18 protein-coding genes and 2 tRNA genes are annotated in these 17074 nt (G+C 67.1%); 19 read left to right on the top strand and 1 reads right to left on the bottom strand.

Translation table 11 applies throughout. From position 1 onward, the window contains the following. Positions 1–64 precede the first annotated feature (64 nt). From CV023_RS14510 to CV023_RS14475, 8 genes are all read left to right on the top strand, one after another. Positions 65–865 (top strand): glycerophosphodiester phosphodiesterase, encoded by an 801-nt coding sequence (locus tag CV023_RS14510; RefSeq protein WP_230746892.1) that lies wholly within the window; start codon positions 65–67, stop codon positions 863–865. A 79-nt stretch (positions 866–944) separates the two neighbouring features. Then, a tRNA-Thr gene (locus CV023_RS14505) sits at positions 945–1017 on the top strand. A gap of 27 nt (positions 1018–1044) precedes the next feature. Next, positions 1045–1121: transfer RNA gene (locus CV023_RS14500), tRNA-Met, on the top strand. A 138-nt stretch (positions 1122–1259) separates the two neighbouring features. Continuing rightward, a complete protein-coding gene (locus CV023_RS14495; protein WP_230746890.1) occupies positions 1260–2240 on the top strand; it encodes a squalene cyclase in 981 nt (326 codons plus the stop codon). Between the two features lie 71 nt (positions 2241–2311). Next, the gene (locus tag CV023_RS14490; protein WP_230746888.1) at positions 2312–3328 is read left to right on the top strand and encodes an intradiol ring-cleavage dioxygenase; all 1017 of its coding nucleotides are present in this window, start codon (positions 2312–2314) and stop codon (positions 3326–3328) included. Positions 3329–3366: 38 nt separating this feature from the next. Continuing rightward, complete coding sequence (gene tatA, locus CV023_RS14485; protein ID WP_230746887.1) at positions 3367–3612, top strand: twin-arginine translocase TatA/TatE family subunit; 246 nt, start codon at positions 3367–3369, stop codon at positions 3610–3612. Beyond that, the gene (gene tatC / locus CV023_RS14480; protein WP_230746886.1) at positions 3609–4400 is read left to right on the top strand and encodes a twin-arginine translocase subunit TatC; all 792 of its coding nucleotides are present in this window, start codon (positions 3609–3611) and stop codon (positions 4398–4400) included. Before tatA ends, tatC begins: the two co-directional genes overlap by 4 nt. Continuing rightward, positions 4388–4810 carry a twin-arginine translocase TatA/TatE family subunit gene (locus tag CV023_RS14475; protein ID WP_230746884.1) on the top strand — a complete coding sequence of 141 codons (423 nt, stop codon included), beginning with the start codon at positions 4388–4390 and terminating at the stop codon, positions 4808–4810. The genes tatC and CV023_RS14475 overlap by 13 nt, the downstream gene beginning before the upstream one ends. Here the strand turns inward: CV023_RS14475 and CV023_RS14470 are convergent, their stop codons facing one another. After that, positions 4811–5431: a hypothetical protein gene (locus CV023_RS14470; RefSeq protein WP_230746881.1), complete on the bottom strand. Its 621-nt coding sequence runs from the start codon at positions 5429–5431 to the stop codon at positions 4811–4813. 151 nt (positions 5432–5582) lie between these two features. Here CV023_RS14470 and CV023_RS14465 point away from each other — a divergent pair, with 151 nt between their 5' ends. From CV023_RS14465 to CV023_RS14415, 11 genes are all read left to right on the top strand, one after another. After that, positions 5583–6410 carry an aldo/keto reductase gene (locus CV023_RS14465; protein ID WP_230746880.1) on the top strand — a complete coding sequence of 276 codons (828 nt, stop codon included), beginning with the start codon at positions 5583–5585 and terminating at the stop codon, positions 6408–6410. Further along, a complete protein-coding gene (locus CV023_RS14460; protein ID WP_230746875.1) occupies positions 6407–7189 on the top strand; it encodes a sirohydrochlorin chelatase in 783 nt (260 codons plus the stop codon). The genes CV023_RS14465 and CV023_RS14460 overlap by 4 nt, the downstream gene beginning before the upstream one ends. 154 nt (positions 7190–7343) lie before the next feature. Further along, positions 7344–9068 carry a nitrite/sulfite reductase gene (locus CV023_RS14455; protein ID WP_230746873.1) on the top strand — a complete coding sequence of 575 codons (1725 nt, stop codon included), beginning with the start codon at positions 7344–7346 and terminating at the stop codon, positions 9066–9068. Further along, positions 9065–9805: a phosphoadenylyl-sulfate reductase gene (locus tag CV023_RS14450; RefSeq protein WP_230746871.1), complete on the top strand. Its 741-nt coding sequence runs from the start codon at positions 9065–9067 to the stop codon at positions 9803–9805. Before CV023_RS14455 ends, CV023_RS14450 begins: the two co-directional genes overlap by 4 nt. Then, positions 9802–10710: a sulfate adenylyltransferase subunit CysD gene (gene cysD / locus CV023_RS14445; protein ID WP_230746869.1), complete on the top strand. Its 909-nt coding sequence runs from the start codon at positions 9802–9804 to the stop codon at positions 10708–10710. The genes CV023_RS14450 and cysD overlap by 4 nt, the downstream gene beginning before the upstream one ends. Further along, positions 10710–12023, top strand: a complete 1314-nt coding sequence (locus CV023_RS14440) for a sulfate adenylyltransferase subunit 1 (protein ID WP_230746867.1) — start codon at positions 10710–10712, stop codon at positions 12021–12023. The genes cysD and CV023_RS14440 overlap by 1 nt, the downstream gene beginning before the upstream one ends. Before the next feature lie 2 nt (positions 12024–12025). After that, positions 12026–12826, top strand: coding sequence for a uroporphyrinogen-III C-methyltransferase (cobA, locus tag CV023_RS14435; protein ID WP_230746859.1), 801 nt, complete (start codon positions 12026–12028; stop codon positions 12824–12826). Continuing rightward, positions 12823–13149 carry a ferredoxin gene (gene fdxA / locus CV023_RS14430; RefSeq protein WP_230746856.1) on the top strand — a complete coding sequence of 109 codons (327 nt, stop codon included), beginning with the start codon at positions 12823–12825 and terminating at the stop codon, positions 13147–13149. The genes cobA and fdxA overlap by 4 nt, the downstream gene beginning before the upstream one ends. A 30-nt stretch (positions 13150–13179) precedes the next feature. Next, positions 13180–14601, top strand: coding sequence for an FAD-dependent oxidoreductase (locus CV023_RS14425; protein WP_230746854.1), 1422 nt, complete (start codon positions 13180–13182; stop codon positions 14599–14601). 199 nt (positions 14602–14800) lie between these two features. After that, positions 14801–15919 (top strand): NAD(P)/FAD-dependent oxidoreductase, encoded by a 1119-nt coding sequence (locus CV023_RS14420; RefSeq protein WP_230746849.1) that lies wholly within the window; start codon positions 14801–14803, stop codon positions 15917–15919. 17 nt (positions 15920–15936) lie between these two features. Further along, on the top strand, positions 15937–17073 hold the full coding sequence (locus CV023_RS14415) for an MFS transporter (protein WP_230746848.1): 1137 nt from the start codon (positions 15937–15939) through the stop codon (positions 17071–17073). The last annotated feature ends 1 nt before the right edge of the window (position 17074 follow it).

Here is a 17074-nt window from a genome sequence, read left to right as displayed (position 1 = left end):
GTTTCGTCCTCGTTTCCTGAACTGTGGGACTACGTGCGCAGGCGGTAGGGCATAGTGTGGGCGTATGAGTTTTCTGCAGTTCCTGCATGAGCGAGGCATGACCGAGCGACCCGGATCGATGAACCGTCCGCTGGTCATCGCGCACCGAGGTTACTCCGCGGTGGTGCCGGAGAACAGTCTCGCCGCGGTCGATGCCGCTCGTGCCCTCGGCGTGGATTTCATCGAGGTCGACACCTCGACGAGTGCCGATGGTGTTCCCGTCATCCTCCACGATCCCGATCTCGACCGGACCACGAACCGGAAGGGTCCGGTCGCGAACCTGACCGCCGAGGAGCTGTCCTTCGTCGATGCCGGGTCGTGGATGGGCCCTGGTTTCACCGGGGTGCGGATTCCCACGCTGGCCGCGGTGATGCGCGATATCCAGCACCGAGGTGGTGAGCTCCTCCTCGAGCTCAAGGGGGAGTGGTCCTCCGGTGCGGTGGCCCGCATCGCCGAGCTCGTCGTCGAGACCGGCACGGCCGACCGGATGGTCGTCCAGTCCTTCAACACCGAGACCCTCGAGACCTGCCGGGATCTGCTGCCGATGGTCACTCGCTTCCTGCTCCGGATGGTGCCCAAGCCCGAGGACATCGAGATCGCCCGCGGTCTCGGTGCGGTCGCGATCAACCCCTCGTACAAGGGCTTCAGTCTGCGCAAATCGGTCGTCGCCGAGATCCGCGACAACGACCTCGGCGTGTTCGTGTGGACGGTCGACGGGATGAACGAATGGCGGGAGCTCCTCGACGCCGAGGTCGATGGGATCATCACCAATCAGCCCGGGCGGCTGCAGGGGTTCCTGGCCGGCCGATTCGATCCCGTGAAGTAGGAGTCGGGCGATTTGTGAGTGAGGTCACCGAGACCGGATTTGCCCCGGTCATGGAAACCCGTGTAAATTCTTACCTGTTGCCCCGATAGCTCAGTCGGCAGAGCATCTCCATGGTAAGGAGAAGGTCAAGGGTTCGATTCCCTTTCGGGGCTCTCGTGTCGCCTAGATTGCGGCGCTGGGGCGGGGTAGCTCAGCTGGTTAGAGCGCACGACTCATAATCGTGAGGTCGGGGGATCGAGTCCCCCTCCCGCTACCACTCAACTCCCTCACCAGGACGGACAGTCCGGTGGGGGAGTTCTTTCGTCTCCGGAGGTTCCGCGCATCCGTAGGGCGGCGTAGCCTCGTGCCAGGAACCTCACCCGTCCGGGGCGAGGCTGGATGCAGAGGAACGACGATGATCGATGCACGACTGGCTGACTGGCTTCTCGACTCCGACCCCGCCCTGCGGTGGCAGGTCGAGCGCGACCTCCTCGGCGCCGCAGAGGAGACCTGGCAGTCCACGCGAGCACGAGTGGTGCGCGAAGGATTCAGCCGCGAGCTGCTGAGCCGGCAGGATCCGGAAGGCACCTGGGCTGGAGGAGCCTTCTTCCCCGCGAACTTCAGCGGCGACGAAGACACACCACAGCCATGGACGGCCACCACCTGGGCACTCAACGATCTGCGCGACTGGGGAGTCGACGCCTCGGCGCTGGCCGGCACCGCAGAGAAGCTCACCGCGGTGCGCTGGGAATACGAGGACCTGCCCTATTGGGGCGGCGAGGTCGACGTGTGCATCAACTCCTGGACCCTGTCGAATGGACTCTGGCTCGGCGCCGAGGTCGACGGCATCGTCGACTGGTTCCTCACCCACCAGCAGGACGACGGAGGATGGAACTGCGAATGGGTCGAGGGTTCGCAGGTCTCCTCATTCCACTCCACCCTCAATGCCCTGATCGGACTGCTCGACTACCAACAGGTCACGGGTGATTCCGCACGGGTCGCCGAGGCGCGGGCCCGGGGAGAAGAATACCTGCTCACCCGCGATCTCTTCCGTCGGCAGAGCAGCGGCGAACCCTTCGACGATCGCGTCTTCGCACTCTTCCACCCCCGACGGTGGTTCTACGGCATCCTCCCCGCGACCGACTTCCTCCGACGCGCGGCGCAGGCCGACAGAGCGGTCCCCGACCCGCGGATGAGCGAGGCGATCGAGTCCATCCGCAGCCAACGGGAAGAAGACGGGTCCTGGCTGCAGGGGCACCGACACGACGGAGAGGTGTGGTTCCACGTCGACGTTCCCCCTGGCCAGCCCTCGAAATGGGTGACCCTGCAGGCCCTGCGCGTCCTCGACTGGTGGGACGGCGCACATTCGTCCTCCGCATCCTCAGCTGTGACCTAGGAACGCCACAGTCCCGCGCCAGAGCCGGCCTCCACGATGGTGTCATCACATCAGCGAAGGAAGGACAGCTCATGGCTCGCGTACCCGAACCGGACCAGACACCCGACGGCCCCGCCTTTGAGGGCAGACTCCTCGACCGTCCAGAGGAGGAGGTCGTCGACCAAGGCGCCTCCTTCGACATCCGCACCCTCTTCAGCCGTCGCGGGGTCCTCGGACTCGTCGGCGCCGGAGTCGGCACCATGGCCCTGGCCGCCTGCAGCTCCGGAGCCTCCGGCTCGACGAGTTCGAGCTCGAGCAGCAGCGGATCGGTCACGGAGATCCCCGACGAAACGGCCGGCCCCTACCCGGCAGACGGCTCCAACGGACCGGACATCCTCGAAGAGTCGGGAATCGTGCGCTCCGACATCCGCTCGAACATCGACGGCTCCGACACCGTCGAGGGCGTGCCCCTGACCTTCAATCTCAAGGTCACCGATATGGCGGGCGACAACGCCCCCTTCGAAGGAGTCGCCGTCTACGCCTGGCACTGCGACGCCCAGGGCCGGTACTCGATGTACTCCGACGGTGTCGAGGACGCGACCTGGCTGCGCGGCGTCCAGGTCGCCGACGAGAACGGCGAAGTGTCGTTCACCTCGGTCTTCCCGGGCTGCTACTCCGGGCGGTGGACGCACATCCACTTCGAGGTCTACCCCGACGTCGACTCCATCACCGATGCCGAGAACGCGATCGCCACCTCGCAGATGGCCCTTACCGAAGACGCCTGCAACGCCGTGTTCGAACTCGAGGCCTACGACGGATCGGCGAAGAACCTCGCCGCCATCAGCCTCGATGACGACAACGTCTTCGGCGACGACGGCGGCGAACACCAGCTCGCCACGATCAGCGGCGACACCGACTCCGGCTACGTGGCCTCCCTCGACGTCCCCGTCGACACGGACACCGAACCCACCGGCGGTGCCGCACCTGCCGGGGGAGGCGGCGGCGAAGGCGGTCAGCCGCCCGAGGGCGGCGCCGGACCCGAGGGCGGAGGAGCACCTCCCGACGGTGAGGCTCCCGCCGGAGACGGCAGCGACTCCTCCGCCCAATAGTCACGCCCAGCAGACACCCATTCGAAAGGCCACACATCATGCTGCACAACCTCACGGGCTGGCACGCCCTCGTCATCCTCGCGATCATCGTCCTCGTCTTCGGGGCGGCGAAACTCCCCGCGCTCGCCAAGAGCCTCGGACAGTCCGTCCGGATCCTCAAGGACGAGACCACCGAGAAGAAGTCCCCGTCCGACACCGGCTCGGCGGCCGAGAGCGAATGCGTCTCCTATGAAGCAGTGACCGACCCGATCACCGCCGAGGCGCGGGCGCGGACCCGATCATGAGCACTGCCACCGCCGCGGCGAAGATGCCCCTGTCCGCGCATATCAAGGAAGCCCGCAATCGGGCGATCCGCGCGGCGGTGGCGCTGCTCATCGGCACCGTCATCGGCTACCTCGCCTCGGACTTCGTCATGGATGTCCTGCGGGCACCGATCACCGAGCTCGCCGAATCCCGCAGCGCCTCGCTCAACTACGACAGCGTCACAGGAGCCTTCGACCTCCAGCTGCGGATCGCCGTGTACTCCGGAATCATCGTCTCCAGCCCGGTCTGGCTGGGCGAGATCTTCGGTTTCCTCACCCCGGGGCTGACGGTCAGGGAGAAGCGATACACCTTCGGATTCCTCTCCGCCGCACTCCCGCTCTTCATCGGCGGCTGCCTCACCGGCCTCTATATCTTCCCCCGGATGGTCGAGGTGCTCACGTCCTTCGCCGCCTCCGAAGACAGCACCATCCTGCAGGCCTCCTACTACTTCGACTTCGTGTTCAAGATCGTCCTGGCCACCGGCATCGCCTTCGTCCTCCCGGTCTTCCTCGTCGTCCTCAACTTCATGGGGCTGCTCTCGGCGCGCACGATCGCCAAGGCATGGCGGGTGAGCATCGTCGGAATCGTCATCTTCGCGGCCCTGGTCACCCCGGCCGCAGATGTCCTCTCCATGGTCTTCGTCGCGGCGCCCATGGCCCTGCTCTTCCTCGCCGCGCTCGCCATCGCCTGGATCCACGACCGCACCCGCGGCTATGACCGGCCACCGGATCAGCCGCACACTGAAAGGAGCCGAACATGTTCGGTCTGAGCTTCGAGAAGATCGTCCTCGTCGGCATCATCGCGTTGATCGTCATCGGTCCGAGCCGACTGCCCTCCTGCGCACAGAAGCTCGGCGAGCTGGTCCGGCTGCTCCGGTCTCAGCTCGACGTCGCCAAGGACCGTGCCGCCGAGTCGCTGGGTGCCGAGGACTGGCAGACGCTCGACCCCCGCCAGTACGATCCGCGACGGATCATCCGCGAAGCCCTGGACGAACAGGACCCGGTCCGCAGTGCGGAGGGCGAACCCGGTGCGGCCGGCGCTTCCGCCGCCGAGGCGCCCGGTCGATATGTCATCAGCGGATCATCCGGACACCCCCGGAAACGACTCGTCGCCCACACGACCGATGGTCATGTGGGCGACGAGGAGAGGGCAGCGGTGGGATCGACCGCCGATCGGTGATCAGTCCTTGAAGTCGAAGTCCTCTTTGTCGATCCCGGGGAACATGAGCTCGTACTTGATCATCTTGTCTTTGTGGTCGACGATCTTCACCGTCCCGTAGTAGGTCTTCTCCTTCTTGGTCATCGAGTCGTCCTTGACCGTGACGTTGCACGTCTCGAAGCCGTACCATTCGCGGAGATCCATATCTTCCGCGCACTCTGCCTTCTTGACCTCGAAGTCGAGTTCGTTCTCGAACAGGTCGACGAGATCGGCCTCGAGTGATGTGGCCGGCACCGTGCCGTTGCCCTTCTTGTCGACTTCCATCGCATCGTCGCTGGCCCAGTTGGTCGTTGTGGCAGCGTCGGCGAACGGATCCTCGGATTCGGTCTCGCTCGGCTCGGGCTCGGCCGCCTCGGTGGGTTCTTCGGTCTCCGCCGCCTGTCCCATCTGGCCCTCGGATTCGCCGGACTCCGCAGCCTCAGCGGACTGGGCATCCTCCGTCTGGGCGGCGTCTGACTCTGCGGGGTCGCTCTCATTCCCACCGCCGAGCAGACCGCAGCCGGTCAGTGACAGGGCCAGCGCGGTGCCGGCGAGGGCGGTGAGCAGCCGCGGCATCGAAGTCAGCCGGCGCATCGGTGTCATGATCATTCTCCTGGGTGGATCACGGGTGTCGTTCGTACACCGTCGATTCTGCCACGGTCGATCGCAGCCCGAGCGTGGAGCGTGTGCGCATCCGGGGACATATGTGTCCGGACGGACACATCGGCAGACCGGCGTCGGCTACCATGACCGAATGATCCCGACCACCACACTGGCCGACGGCACTGTGCTTCCCCTCCTCGGGCAGGGCACCTGGCACCTCGGGGACGACACCGCCACTCGGTCCAGCGAGATCGCGACCCTGCGAACCGGCATCGAACTCGGTCTCACCCTCATCGACACAGCCGAAATGTACGGGTCCGGCCGTGCCGAGGACCTGGTCGCCGAGGCGATCGCCGGGATGCGCGACGAGGTCTTCCTCGTCGACAAGGTGCTGCCGGCCAACGCTTCGAGGGAAGGCACGGTCACCGCGTGCCGGCGTTCGCTGCGGGCACTGGGCTCCGACCGCATCGACCTCTACCTCCTCCATTGGCCCGGGCCCCATCCGCTGGAGGAGACGATCGCCGGATTCGAGGAGCTGCGTGAGCGCGGACTCATCGGCTCCTGGGGTGTGAGCAACTTCGACCCCGCCGACCTCGCCGGACTGCCGGCGATGCCGCAGGTCAACCAGATCCTCTACAACCCGTCCCGGCGCGGGCCGGAATTCGACCTCCTCCCGCACCATCGAAGCGTCCAACCCCCGATTGGAACCATGGCCTATTCTCCGATCGAACAGGGCCGACTCCTCGACGACCCGATCCTCGCCGAGGTGGCCGGACGACACGAGGCCACCATCGCCCAGATCCTCGTGGCCTGGGCGATCCGGACCGGTGACGTCATCGCCATCCCCAAATCCTCGACGCCCGAGCACGTGCGCGCCAATGCCGCTGCCGCCGCCATCGAGCTCACCGCCGCCGACCTCGCCGACATCGACGCAGCATTCCCGCCGCCCACCTCACCGCTTCCACTGGAGGTCCTGTGAACCCGCGCCCCGCACTCGGACTGATCTCCCACGGGACATCCTCGGAGCAGGGCCAAAGGCTCATCGAGGCGCTCGCCGCCCGGGTCACCGCGGACCTGCGAGCCCGAGGCCTCGTCGCCGAGGTCATGCTCGGCCATGTTGATGTGCAGAATCCCGATGTCGCCGAGGTGCTCCGAACGCTTCCGTCCGAGGCCCCGACCGTGCTGGTCCCACTTCTGCTCTCCCCGGGCTATCACGTCCACGTCGATCTGGCCGAGGCCGTGGCGACGGCAGGCGGGGCCGGCGGGGCGAACGGAACTGCGGCCCGCGACATCCGGCTGACCCCGACACTCGGACCCGACCGGCGCCTGGCCCGAGTGCTCGCCGCCCGCCTGCCCTCACTCACCGATGACGACCACATCGTCCTCGCCGCCGCAGGATCGAGCGATGAACGGGCGAACGCGGCCTGCCGGGAGATGGGCGAGCATCTGTCGGTCGAACTGGGACGTCCCGTCGACGTGGGATTCCACGCCGGGGGAGAGGCCAGCATCGGCGGCATTGTTGAGCAGAAAAGAGCGCTCGGTGGCAGGATTGTCCTGTCCAGCTACCTGCTCGCCCCCGGCTTCTTCCAAGACGTCGCGCAGAAGCTCGTGGAGGGCACTGCCGACATCCTCACCGACCCGCTGCTGACCTCGGCCGACGATGCGAAAAGCCTGGTCGACCCTGCGGGAGAGGCGATCGACGACGTGCCCCAGGGGCTCGTCGACGTCGTCCGGGAGCGCATGATCTCAGTGCTGTGAACGACGGTCAACTCCTCCGTCGCAAATCGTCACGGACCGTCTCATGACTTAGTTCGACACGATGCGACATTGTTTGGGCACCCTAATTTGTTGAGCAATCAGGCCTCCAGTAGCGTAACCAGTCGAATGTGCACCGCAGCGTTTGGAGGCGACGATGTCCACACATGTCGATGAGTTGAAGAAGGACCCCGACACGGGGGCTCCGAAGCGACCCGCGCGGCCGAAGAAGTCCAACGGCCAGTGGAAGGTCGACGGCACCGAACCGCTCAACCAGAACGAGATCGACAAGGCCGCGGACAACGGGCTGAATGTGCGCGCCCGCATCGAAGAGGTCTACTCGAAACAGGGGTTCTCCTCGATCACCGGCGATGACCTCCATGCCCGGTTCCGCTGGTGGGGGCTCTACACCCAGCGCAAGCCCGGCATCGACGGCGGCCGCACCGCGAAGCTCGAACCCCATGAGCTCGAAGACGAGTACTTCATGCTCCGGGTCCGCATCGACGGCGGCAAGCTGACGACCGAGCAGCTGCGCACGATCGCCGACATCTCGAACGACTTCGCGCGCGGATCGGCCGACCTCACCGACCGGCAGAACATCCAGCTCCACTGGATCGAGATCGAGAACGTCCCGGAGATCTGGCAGCGCCTCGAGGCCGTCGGCCTGCAGACCACCGAGGCCTGCGGAGACGTGCCCCGTGTCATCCTCGGCTCACCCGTGGCCGGCATCGCCGCCGACGAGCTCATCGACCCGACGCCGGCGATCGAGGAGATCTCCCGGCGCTACATCGGCGATACGAGCCTGTCGAACCTGCCGCGCAAGTACAAGACCGCGATCACCGGCCACCCCAGCCAGGACGTCGTCCACGAGATCAACGACTGCTCCTTCGTCGCCGTCGACCACCCCGAACACGGCATCGGCTACGACCTGTGGGTCGGCGGTGCCCTCTCCGTGGTTCCCCGCTTCGGTGAACGGCTGGGCACGTGGGTCGCCCCCGACCAGGTCGTCGAGACCTGGCTGGGCGTGACCCAGATCTTCCGTGACTACGGCTTCCGCCGCCTGCGGAACAAGGCGCGCCTGAAGTTCCTCCTCGCCGAGTGGGGACCCTTGAAGTTCCGCGAGGTCCTCGAGACCGAATACCTCGGCTACCGCCTCGCCGACGGGCCCGCACCGACCAAGCCGATCGTCGCCGGAGACCACGTGGGCGTGCACAAGCAGGTCGACGGCCGTTACTACATCGGCGTCACCCCGGTCGTCGGACGCGTCTCCGGGACCCTGCTGGGCCAGATCGCCGACCTCGCCGAGAAGTTCGGCTCGACCCGGCTGCGGACCACTCCGCACCAGAAGCTCCTCCTCCTCGACATCGAGGAATCCGATGTCGATGACGTCGTCGCCGGCCTCGACGCCCTCGGGCTCTCCAGCCGCAAGGACCTCTTCCGCCGCTCGACGATGGCCTGCACGGGCATCGAATACTGCAAACTCGCGATCGTCGAGACCAAGCAGACCGCCGCGGACACCATCGACAAGCTCGAGGAGCGCCTGGCCGGCATCGATCTGCCTCATCCGATCAGCCTCCACCTCAACGGCTGCCCGAACTCCTGCGCCCGGATCCAGACCGCCGACATCGGACTCAAGGGTCAGATTGTGACCACCGACGACGGCGAACAGGTGCCCGGCTTCCAGGTCCACGTCGGCGGGGGACTGGCATCGAAGGACCGCGACGAAGCCGGCCTCGGACGCACCGTCCGCGGTCTCAAGGTCACCGCCGACAACCTCGGCGACTACGTCGAGACACTCGTCCGCCGCTTCCTCGACGGCCGATCCGAGGCCGAGACGTTCTCCGAATGGGCCCACCGCGTCGATGATGAGGAGCTGGTATGAGCACGACCACCACGGACAAGCGCAGCATCGAGGATCTCAAAGCCCTCGCCGAGGCAGGCAATCGGGCGCTGGCCGGTGACCCCGACAACGGCGTGGTCGAATCCAACCCCGCCGATGTCATCCGTTGGGTCTCCCGGAACTTCGACACCTCTGCCTGCGCCGTGGCCTGCTCCATGGCCGATGCCGCCCTGCCGCACTACGTCGCTCAGTACCTGCCCGGGGTCGACGTGCTCTTCCTCGACACCGGCTACCACTTCCCGGAGTCCTACACCACCCGCAACGAGGTGGCGGCGAAGGTCGACGTCAACATCGTCGACGTGATGCCCGAGCAGACGGTCGCCGAGCAGGACGCCGAATTCGGCAAGGACCTCTTCGCCCGCGATCCGGGTCTGTGCTGTGCCCGTCGCAAGGTCGCACCTTTAAGCAAGTCCCTGGCCGGCTATGAGCTCTGGTTCACCGGGGTGCGCCGCGACGAGGCTCCGACGCGGGCGAACACCCCGCTGGTGACCTTCGACGAGAAGAACGGCCTGGTCAAGGTCAATCCCGTCGCCTCTTGGTCCTTCGATGACCTCCTCGACTACGCGCGCGCCTTCGACGTGCCGGTCAATCCACTGCTGTCGCAGGGCTACCCGTCCATCGGCTGCCAGCCCTGCACCCGTCCCGTGGCCGAGGGGGAGGACCCTCGCGCCGGTCGCTGGTCGGGCACTTCGAAAACAGAATGCGGACTACACGTATGAGCATCGACCACGCACCCCTGTCCACCCTCGACGTCCTCGAGTCCGAGGCCATCCACATCATCCGTGAGGTCGCGGCCGAGTTCGAGAAGCCGGTGCTGCTGTTCTCCGGCGGCAAGGACTCCGTGACCGTGCTGCACCTGGCGGCGAAGGCCTTCTGGCCAGCGAAGATCCCCTTCGGGCTGCTCCACGTCGACACCGGGCATAACTTCCCGGAGATCCTGAAGTTCCGCGACGAGACCGCCGAACACTACGGCCTCGAGCTCAGCGTGGCGAAGGTCCAGGACTACATCGACGACGGTCGGCTGCGCGAACGCCCCGACGGGACGCGCAACACCCTGCAGACCCAGCCGCTCCTCGACGCGATCGCGGCCGGCGGCTATGACGCGGTGTTCGGCGGAGCCCGCCGAGACGAGGACAAGGCCCGTGCCAAGGAGCGCATCCTGTCCCTGCGCGATGAGTTCGGCGGCTGGGACCCGAGCAACCAGCGACCCGAGCTGTGGAACATCTACAACGGCCGGCACGTCAGCGGTGAGCACGTCCGCGTGTTCCCGATCTCGAACTTCACCGAACTCGACGTGTGGAGCTACATCGCCCGGGAGAACATCGCCCTGCCCGAGCTCTACTACGCCCATGAGCGCGAGGTCTTCAACCGCGACGGCATGTGGTGGGCCACGGGTGAGTTCTCGACCCCGCGCGAGGACGAGAACGTGATCCGACGGACCGTGCGCTACCGCACCGTCGGCGATATGAGCTGCACCGGAGCCGTGGAGTCCGATGCCTCCGACATCGACTCCGTCCTCGCCGAGGTGGCCGTGACCACCGTGACGGAGCGCGGAGCCACACGCGCCGACGACCGGATCTCGGCCGCGGCGATGGAAGACCGGAAGAAGGACGGATACTTCTGATGACGACGACACCAGTGACCACGACGACGAAGACGCTGCTGCGCTTCGCCACCGCCGGATCCGTCGACGACGGCAAATCGACGCTCGTCGGCCGGCTCCTCCACGATGCGAAGGCGATCCTCGCCGATCAGCTCGAGGCCGTCACGGCGACGAGTCGGGAACGCGGATTCCTCGGCGGAGAGTTCGACTTCGCCCTGCTCACCGACGGGCTGCGAGCTGAACGCGAACAGGGCATCACCATCGACGTCGCCTACCGGTACTTCGCCACCGACCGCCGCTCCTTCATCCTCGCCGACTGCCCCGGACATGTGCAGTACACCCGCAACATGGTCACCGGAGCCACGACCGCCGACGCCGTGGTTGTCCTCATCGACGCCCGCACCGGAGCCACCGAGCAGACTCGCCGCCATCTCACCGTGGTCCAGCGGCTCGGCATCGAGCACGTGATCATCGCGATCAACAAGATCGACCTCCTCGGCTACGATCGGGCCGAACTCGAACGGGTCGAGGCCGAGGTCGAGGCGCTGGCAGTGGAGATCGGCCTCGAGGCACCGCATCTCATTCCCGTCTCCGCACTGGCCGGGGACAATGTGGCGGAGACCTCGGCGAACACGCCGTGGTACTCCGGGCCTGCTCTGCTCGAACTCCTCGAGACCCTGCCGAGCAAGGAGGAGAACACCGCCGACCTCGAGCCCTTCCGCCTCGATGTGCAGTCGGTGCTGCGACCTCAGGGAGGGCTCGCACCGGGACTCGACCCCGAGGAATACCGGGACTACCGGGCCGTGACCGGGCAGGTCACCTCCGGGCGGGTCCACCTCGGCGATGAGATCGACGTCCACCCCGCCGGCATCAGGACCACGGTCGTGGGCATCGACACCGCCGACGGGCCTTTGGAGTCCGCGGGCGCCCCGCTGTCGGTGGCGCTGCGCCTGGCCGATGACATCGACACCGCCCGCGGCAGCGTGCTCGCCGCGGCCGGGACCCTGCCGCAGCCGCGCAAGGAGCTGCGCGCCGAGGTGTTCCCGTTCACCGCTGAGGGGCTGCGCACCGGAGATCGGGTGCTCGTCAAGGCCGGCACCACCACGGTCAAGGGCATCGTCACCGTCGAATCGAGACGGAACCTCGCCACCTCGCAGATCGAGGACGCCGAGGTGCTCGCGGGCAACGACATCGGCGTGGCCCGGGTGAAGTTGGCCAGTGCGCTGCCGCTGGCCGACTTCCGCGAGCACGGCCGTTCCGGCGGCTTCCTCATCATCGATCGGCAGTCCGGGGGGACCGTCGCCGCCGGCATCCACGCCCCCGAGGAGGAGTGACCATGAGCCTGTTCACCCGTCAGGCACCGGGCAGCGTGCTGCTCATCGGCGCCGGCCCCGGTGACCTGGGTCTGCTCACGGTCAAGGGTCTGCGTGCCCTGGAGGGCGCCGATGTCATCGTCGCCGACCGCCTCGGCGCCCGCTCGGTCATCGATCAGCTCGAAACCGAACGGGGACGAGCACTCGAAGCGGAGATCATCGACGTCGGCAAACATCCCGGTCATCACCCGGTGCCGCAGCAGCGCATCAACGAGATCCTCGTCGAAGAAGCCCGGCGCGGACGCCGCGTCGTCCGGCTCAAGGGCGGAGACCCCTTCGTCTTCGGCCGCGGTGGGGAGGAGACCGCCCACTGCATCGCCGCCGGCGTCGAGGTACAGGTCGTCCCGGGTGTGACCAGCGCGAACTCGGTGCCCGCCGTGGCAGGCATCCCCTTGACCCACCGCGGACTCGCCACCGCCTACAGCGTCGTCACCGGACACGATCAGCTGGCCGAACTCGGCGGGGGGCGTGACCACACCGTCGTCGTCCTCATGGGCATCGGCACCCTGGCCCACTCGGCGATGACGCTCGCGAGAGGAGCACGCGGGGGAGACTGCCCGGTCGCGATCATCGAGGACGGCTATGGAGAGAACCAGCGAGTGACCATCGGAACGCTCGACACCATCGCCTTCCAGGCAGCGCGACGCTCGGTGAAGTCCCCGGCCATCATCGTCGCCGGAGACGTCGTGACCCTGAGCCCCTACGCCGTCGGTGCCTTCAGAGCAGCGGCGCAGACCCAACCCGCACTCACGAGGAATCCATGACCTACATCATCGCCCAGCCCTGCGTCGATGTGAAGGACCGCGCCTGCATCGAGGAATGCCCGGTCGACTGCATCTACGAGGGCAAACGCTCTCTCTACATCCACCCCGAGGAATGCGTCGACTGCGGTGCCTGCGAGCCCGTCTGCCCGGTGGAGGCCATCTTCTACGAAGACGACGTTCCCGAGGAGTGGGAGTCCTACCACGCCGCGAACGTCGACTTCTTCGACGACATCGGCTCCCCGGGCGGAGCCGCCGCCCATGGCGTCATCGACGCCGACCACCCCTTCATCGCGGGCCTGCCCCCGCAGAACACCGACGACTGACCCGGGCTTCGCCCGATGAGAAGGAGAACCATGACGACCCAGCCCTTCCGGGTGGCCATCATCGGTGCCGGCCCAGCCGGCATCTACGCCGCCGACCTGCTCACCAAGGCAGACCGCGACTTCGAGGTCAGCATCGATCTCTTCGAGCGCCTGCCGACTCCCTTCGGTCTCGTCCGCTATGGTGTGGCTCCCGATCATCCGCGGATCAAAGGCATCATCAATGCTCTGATCAAGGTCCTCGACCGCGGCGACATCCGCCTGTTCTCGAACGTCGAGTACGGCGTCGACCTCGGACTGGGCGAGCTCACCGACCTCTACGATGCCGTGATCTTCTCCACCGGCTGCTTCGTTGATGCGCCGCTGTCGATTCCCGGTGTCGACCTGCCTGGTTCCTACGGCGCCGCAGACTTCGTCAACTGGTACGACTCGCACCCCGATGTGGGTCAGACCTGGCCGCTCGAAGCGGAGCAGGTCGCCGTGCTCGGCAACGGCAATGTCGCCCTCGACGTGGCCCGGGTGCTGGCCAAACAGGCCGACGACATGCACACCACCGAAATTCCGGACCACGTCTACGAAGGGCTCAAATCTTCGCAGGTCACGGACGTCCACGTGTTCGGACGCCGCGGACCGGCGCAGGCGAAGTTCACACCGCTGGAGCTGCGCGAACTCGGTCATGTGGCCGATGTCGATATCATCGTCTATCCCGAGGACTTCGAGTTCGACGAAGGGTCGATGGCTGCGATTGAGTCCTCGAACCAGGTCAAGCAGGTCGCGAAGACCCTGACCGATTTCACGATGCGTGAGCCCACGGGTGCGAAGCGACGCCTCCACCTGCACTTCCTCCACGCACCGGTGGCCATCCTCGGCGAGGATCGGGTAACCGGGCTGCGCACGGAACGCCAGGAGCTCGACGGCGACGGGGGAGTCAAGGGCACCGGGAACTTCCACGACTGGGACATCCAGGCCGTCTACCGGGCGGTCGGGTATGCGGGCAGCGAACTGCAGCAGCTGCCCTTCGATGCGAAGCGAGGCGTCATCCCCAACCATGAGGGACGCGTCGTCGACGCCGAAGAACAGGCCAAGGCCGCCGAGGCCGACGTCATCCCCGGCGTCTACGCGACCGGGTGGATCAAACGCGGTCCCGTCGGGCTGATCGGGCACACGAAGGGCGATGCCCTCGAGACGATCACGCACATCCTCGAGGATCGAGCTTCGGGAGCTCTCACCGGACCGGTGAACCCGAGCGAGGACGCCATCGTCGACCTCCTCGAGTCCAAAGGCATCGACTATGTCGACTGGGAGGGCTACCACCGGGTCGAGACGGCGGAGAAGGCCGCCGGCGAGGCCGAGGGCCGTGAGCGTGTGAAGATCGCGACCCGTGAGGGCATGCTCGCCGAGGCGCGCGGACACGTCTCGAACGAACCGGCAGGGCAGCCGGCCGCCGGACACTGAGGCGCTGAGGCAGTGGTCTCCGAGACACTAGTCGCCGCGGCACTCGGTCTCCGAGACAACAGTCGCCGAGACTGACACGTCCTACCGTTGCAACGGTAGAACGTGTCAGTCTTGGGGCGTTATGCGCCGAGGAAGGACGTAGGCTCGGAAAGAGGCGCTGCAGGCCGCGGCGCATAGGCATCGACGAAGGAGTCTGACCGTGACCGACCGTTCTGCCCGGATCGCCGTGATCGGAGGCGGCATCGCCGGAGCTTCCCTCGCCTTCGGACTGGCCTCCCGAGGTGCCGACGTCACCGTCATCGACGACGCCATGGCCGGCCAGGCCACCGCGGCCAGTGCCGGGATCATCGCCCCCTGGGTGTCCACGAGCACTGGCGCCTACTATGACACCTACGCCGCCGGCGGGAACTTCTACCCCGAATTCCTCGACCGGCTGCGCGAGCTCGGGATCCCCGAACTCGGCTATCGGCGCACCGGAGCCCTCGTCGTCAATCGGAACCCCGGGACCCTTGCCGAGGCGGCTGAAACCATCCGTGCACGCGTCGCCGCCGCCGGTTCCGTGGCCGGTGAGATGTGCGAACTCGATGCGGCGGAGTCCGCCGCGGTCTTCCCTCCGCTGGCCGCCGAGATGACCGGGCTGCTCGTGACCGGCGGCGGACGGGTCGACGGGCGCACCTTCCGCGATGCCATCCTCACCGGCGCCGCGCTCAAGGGCGCGAGGCTGATCCACGACGCGGCCCATACGATCACCGCCGCCGGTGCGCGCACCTGGTCGGTGGGCACCACCTCGGCGAGGGAGGACTTCGACGTCCTGGTCATCGCCGGGGGAGCCCGCAGCGCAGCGATCCTGCAGACCCTCGGCACCGCGGTGGAGATCGCACCCCAGCGCGGACAGCTCATGCACCTGCGGCTGCCGGAGACCAACACCGCGGTGTGGCCGACGGTCCACCCGCTCGACCACCACTACATCACCCCCTTCGACGGCGGGCGCATCGTCATCGGCGCCACCCGTGAGGACGGTGTCGGGTTCGACGTCAGGACGACGGCCGCCGGGCAGAAGCAGGTGCTCGACGATGCCCTGTCCATCGCACCGGGACTCGCCGAGGCGAGCGTGCTGGAGACGCGGATCGGCATCCGCCCGATGTCGGTGCGTGCCGACGGACTGCCGTTCGCTGGTCCGGTGCCCGGCGCGCCGGGCCTGTGGCTGGCCTCCGGGTTCGGTGCCGGCGGACTGACCATGGGCCCGCTCATCGGCGACGCGGTGGCCAGGGCGATCCTCGGCCAGCCCGCCGCGGAGATCGCCGACCTCGGACTGTGACTTGCTAGTCTGAGCCCATGAGAGCGGTGCTGCCCCGAGCCTTCCGTTGGTTCTGGGCGGCCGAAACGGTCTCCGGCTTCGGCGCCTGGATCACCTTCCTCGCACTCCAGGTCATCATCGTTGAGCACCTGCATGCCGGGGCGATCGGCCTCGGCTGGCTGGGTGCCGCCAGATGGCTTCCCTATCTGCTCTTCGGCCTCGTCCTCGGCGCACTCATCGACCGGGTGAGACGGCGGCCGGTGATGATCGCCAGCGATCTGATGCGGGCCTGCCTGCTCTGCCTCATCCCGCTGCTGTGGTGGTCAGGGCACCTCTCGCTGCCGATTCTGCTGCTGCTCGTCGCCGTGCTCGGCACGGCCACGCTGATCAATGACAGCGCCTCCCAGGCGTTCGTCCCCCGACTCATCCCGTCCGCTGCGCTGCAGTCCGCGCATGCTCGCATCGACGGGACCAATGCGGCCGCGGAGACCGCAGGACCGGCGCTCGGCGACGGTGACCGGAAGCTGCTCAGGGAGATCGGGGCCGGTCTGCGCTGGGTGTACGCGAATCGCAGCCTGAGAGACTTGGCGATCTGGACCCATGTCTGGTTCGCCGCCCAGGCGATCCTTCTCACGGTCGCTGCCGACTACATCCTCTCCGACATCGGCCTCGACGCCTTCTGGTTCGGCATCATCGTGGCCGGCAGCGGACTGGGCGGGATCATCGGAGCGGTGGCGACACGGCCGGTGGGACTGCGTCTGGGCTACGGCCGGACGGTGATTCTCGCCCATGCGATCTCCACGGTGGGAGTGCTCGTGCTCCTGGCCGCAATGCCTGTACATCAGGCGGGGCAGGTCGGGCAGGCCCCGCAACTGACTGCCGTGTCCGTCCTCTTCCTCGGGCAGCTCCTCCACGGCTTCGCGATCGGGCTGAGCAACTCGCGCGAGATGGCCTACCGGCAGTCGATCACCCCGGATGCCTTCCAGGCCCGGACCAACACGACGATGCGCTCGACCGACCGGGCCGTCATCGTCGTTTTCTCACCCGTGGCCGGGGTCGTCACCGCGGCAGCGGGCGCTCAGTTCGCGCTGACCGCGGCGGTCTGCATCTTCGGACTCACCGCGATCGGACTGTGGTTCTCTGCGTTCCGCACGGTCCGCCTCGGCGAGGACTGAC

Source organism: Brevibacterium sp. CCUG 69071, from assembly GCF_021023135.1.
Taxonomy (GTDB): domain Bacteria; phylum Actinomycetota; class Actinomycetes; order Actinomycetales; family Brevibacteriaceae; genus Brevibacterium.
Note: the sequence above shows the minus strand (reverse complement) of the source record. Positions and strands in the feature narration are given on the sequence as shown.

Bases quoted from the DNA above. Each gene is read 5' to 3' on its own strand.
- CV023_RS14510 (WP_230746892.1), top strand. From the start codon at position 65: ATGAGTTTTCTGCAGTTCCTGCATGAGCGAGGCATGACCGAGCGACCC.
- CV023_RS14495 (WP_230746890.1), top strand. From the start codon at position 1,260: ATGATCGATGCACGACTGGCTGACTGGCTTCTCGACTCCGACCCCGCC.
- CV023_RS14490 (WP_230746888.1), top strand. From the start codon at position 2,312: ATGGCTCGCGTACCCGAACCGGACCAGACACCCGACGGCCCCGCCTTT.
- tatA (WP_230746887.1), top strand. From the start codon at position 3,367: ATGCTGCACAACCTCACGGGCTGGCACGCCCTCGTCATCCTCGCGATC.
- tatC (WP_230746886.1), top strand. From the start codon at position 3,609: ATGAGCACTGCCACCGCCGCGGCGAAGATGCCCCTGTCCGCGCATATC.
- CV023_RS14475 (WP_230746884.1), top strand. From the start codon at position 4,388: ATGTTCGGTCTGAGCTTCGAGAAGATCGTCCTCGTCGGCATCATCGCG.
- CV023_RS14470 (WP_230746881.1), bottom strand. From the start codon at position 5,431: ATGACACCGATGCGCCGGCTGACTTCGATGCCGCGGCTGCTCACCGCC.
- CV023_RS14465 (WP_230746880.1), top strand. From the start codon at position 5,583: ATGATCCCGACCACCACACTGGCCGACGGCACTGTGCTTCCCCTCCTC.
- CV023_RS14455 (WP_230746873.1), top strand. From the start codon at position 7,344: ATGTCCACACATGTCGATGAGTTGAAGAAGGACCCCGACACGGGGGCT.
- CV023_RS14450 (WP_230746871.1), top strand. From the start codon at position 9,065: ATGAGCACGACCACCACGGACAAGCGCAGCATCGAGGATCTCAAAGCC.
- cysD (WP_230746869.1), top strand. From the start codon at position 9,802: ATGAGCATCGACCACGCACCCCTGTCCACCCTCGACGTCCTCGAGTCC.
- CV023_RS14440 (WP_230746867.1), top strand. From the start codon at position 10,710: ATGACGACGACACCAGTGACCACGACGACGAAGACGCTGCTGCGCTTC.
- cobA (WP_230746859.1), top strand. From the start codon at position 12,026: ATGAGCCTGTTCACCCGTCAGGCACCGGGCAGCGTGCTGCTCATCGGC.
- fdxA (WP_230746856.1), top strand. From the start codon at position 12,823: ATGACCTACATCATCGCCCAGCCCTGCGTCGATGTGAAGGACCGCGCC.
- CV023_RS14425 (WP_230746854.1), top strand. From the start codon at position 13,180: ATGACGACCCAGCCCTTCCGGGTGGCCATCATCGGTGCCGGCCCAGCC.
- CV023_RS14415 (WP_230746848.1), top strand. From the start codon at position 15,937: ATGAGAGCGGTGCTGCCCCGAGCCTTCCGTTGGTTCTGGGCGGCCGAA.